General features: G+C 47.0%; 2 protein-coding genes. Both read right to left on the bottom strand.

The annotated features are described in order from the left end of the window. Positions 1-133: 133 nt before the first annotated feature. Complete coding sequence (locus tag A3CY_RS0112410) at positions 134-592, bottom strand: immunoglobulin domain-containing family protein (protein ID WP_026207617.1); 459 nt, start codon at positions 590-592, stop codon at positions 134-136. Positions 593-647: 55 nt separating this feature from the next. After that, a partial coding sequence (locus tag A3CY_RS23115) for a golvesin C-terminal-like domain-containing protein (RefSeq protein WP_018338244.1) occupies positions 648-2,738 on the bottom strand: 2,091 nt, incomplete at its 5' end.

The following is a 2,738-nucleotide window of genomic DNA, read 5'->3' as shown; positions in this document are numbered from 1 at the left end:
CGACACCAACACGAACAACCGGAACACCCAACTCCGCCACTGCAACTTCATCTCGTACCCAGCGATACACATTATTTCCTGCAAATTTTTCATAACACTCATATAAAAAAACAAAAACTTACCTAACAGCTCCTTAATTCCTACCAGCTTCACTACTTACCGTTAATTGCGTCCCTTCAGAATAATAAAACATATTATCTTTTTGTACGCCAACATAAAATGTCCCTGAATCTTCTTTCCTAGTGCTAAAAATTGTTATAACACCACTTTCAAAGTTATGCCTATAAACAACAGATAGTCTATATTTGAAAGGAGTATCTCGATACTCAACACTACCATTCGGCTTTAAGACTGCAAGTATTTCCAATTTTCCCTCCGGCGTTGCATGAATGACATAAAGCGAATAATCAGTTCCCAATCCCTGAACATAAAACGTTATATTCACAGTTGTCCCAGGTTCTGCTAATATCGACTTGGGTGTTGTAACCACTCCTACACTTGCTTTACTCCCTTTTTTTTGTGCCGTACTCCCGGTTATTCCTCCCACCAAGAAAAATACAGACACCAACAAAAACATCATCATCTTTTTCATAATTCTAAAATTTAAATGTTTAACATCAAATGGTCTATATTACAATTACGAACTTTCACTCCAACTTCACCCACTTCACCGCATCCGCCACGATAGCGATTTCATTTCGACCGCAAATCTCCTTATCCGAAAGCGTCACGCTTGCCTCCCCCGCCGGGAAATCATACTCCCCGAGAGAAGCCCAACACGATTTTTTATCTTGCCCCAGCAATTCCCCATCCAAATTCACTTCCACCTCCTGCTGTTGCCCCCCGAAAGAAAGCGTGTAATAATAAATAACTCCAGCAGGAATTTTCTCGTCGATGCGCCACATCCTCGTGAATGCTTTGTACACCTTAGCCATCACCCGGTAGCGTCCCGCCTCCGGGATATTCAACCGCCACGTGGCGGACGTTTTACCCTTGCCGCCACGGATGTAATGATAACCACGTATCGAATCCCCACACGCGTTAATGTCTATCACCCGTTTCCAACGCCCATCCACGTCACCGATCTCAGTATTAACAACAAGCGGAGGCGATGTTTCCCGCCACACTTGAAGCCACGAGCGAGAACCTTCCCGCAAACAGAAACCCGAACCCGAGTCATCCACGATAATCTCATTCGGGTTTTCCCCTTCCATGAACTCCGACACGGGTATCGTGCGCCACTCTTCCCCGAACTCCCAGGGTGTTGACAAACCGTCAACACTTTCCCTCCGGAAATTGAATGATGCCGGACGATTAGCCGCCAAAATAGCATTGATCGTCACGACCGGTTGGTTTGTCACTAACGTGAAAGCCTTTGCTTCCCCGGGATTCAAGTAACAATTACTACATTGCATTCTATTAAAAGAACCGTATTCAATAGACACCACGCCACCTTCCCTTCCTGCATTCATGATTTTCCCCTCGCATTTATAGCGTCTTGAAGCCTTGTCAAAATAAGATACGGCATCCTTCACTTTGAAATATTGCTCGTGTCTCGTGGTAAGCCAATCCGCGATGATTCCCTCCACATCCGTGTCCCAACGTCTCGTCCACTCATGCATCAAGGAATCATAATCCACCTCCCCGTCGCCACAAGCGTACAAACGATCCAAACCTTGCCGCAGGCTATCTTTGGGAATTTTCAATGTCAAACGATTCCATAAATCACTCAACTTTTCCCGTAACTCAAAATTCTCGTTATTCGCCAATAGCTCGACAAAAGAGTGCCCGACGAAAAAATCACTTTGCTTTTTAACAGGCGCAATACCCAACACGTCAGGCACCCCAAGCGACTTCTCCCAATCCCCGACAAAGAAATCATTCCATATTTTACCCATAAAGGGATATTTGGATGAATACACCCACACCCTCTGGTCCTCGTCCAAAGATTCCCCGTTATGGTCATTCTTTATCGAATTTTTCATATTCCCCGAGTTATTCTTGCCAATTCCAAATAAAGGATGACTATCGGACAACGTCCGGGGAGAAGTTAATATATTAGCATATAAAACATTAGTAACTCCAAACAAAGTATCCTCACGCCACATTTCCTTGTCATTCATTATAGAAGCAATATCCATATCAAACCCTCGTTCCCGCAAGAAAATCATCCCCGGCTCCACTAACCCTCCCTCGGTCTTTCCGGTATGGCTATCTAAACGGAACGACACGGGCACCTCAAACAAATACAGGTAAGGTGTCTCCGGGTTATACCAATTTTTAGACAAACAGTCTTCCCATAGACCATACCAACCGGGCCGAGAAGTCAACGTCCACGTGGCAATAAAATCCTCCCGGCTCATGGTCGAGAACCTCTCCTCGAACACCTTCCCCCAACTCGGCGAGTTCAATTCCAGGTTCACGGACAAATCTGTCGGTATCACGTAACGCCGCTCGTTCACCCCGCACAAGGAGATCCCGTGCAACGTCTTCCGGTTCTCGAAAACCACCCGGTCATTCCCCTTCTCGGGCACACCCTGCGAGATCACCTCCCGCTGCCGGGGATGAAGCACCTCCAGGCGGAAACGGGTGAAATCCCTCCCCGTCGCCATCGGCATCAACGGGTTCACGGGGGGAATTGCCACCGGGTACCACACGCTTGCCGGAGTCAACACCAGCAAATCATCCTCCACGAAGGCTCCCCGCCTGCCCGTCGCGTAAAAGCGATCGTGATAGAA

This window comes from Butyricimonas synergistica DSM 23225 (assembly GCF_000379665.1).
GTDB lineage: Bacteria > Bacteroidota > Bacteroidia > Bacteroidales > Marinifilaceae > Butyricimonas > Butyricimonas synergistica.
This window is presented reverse-complemented; position numbering and strand designations above follow the sequence as displayed.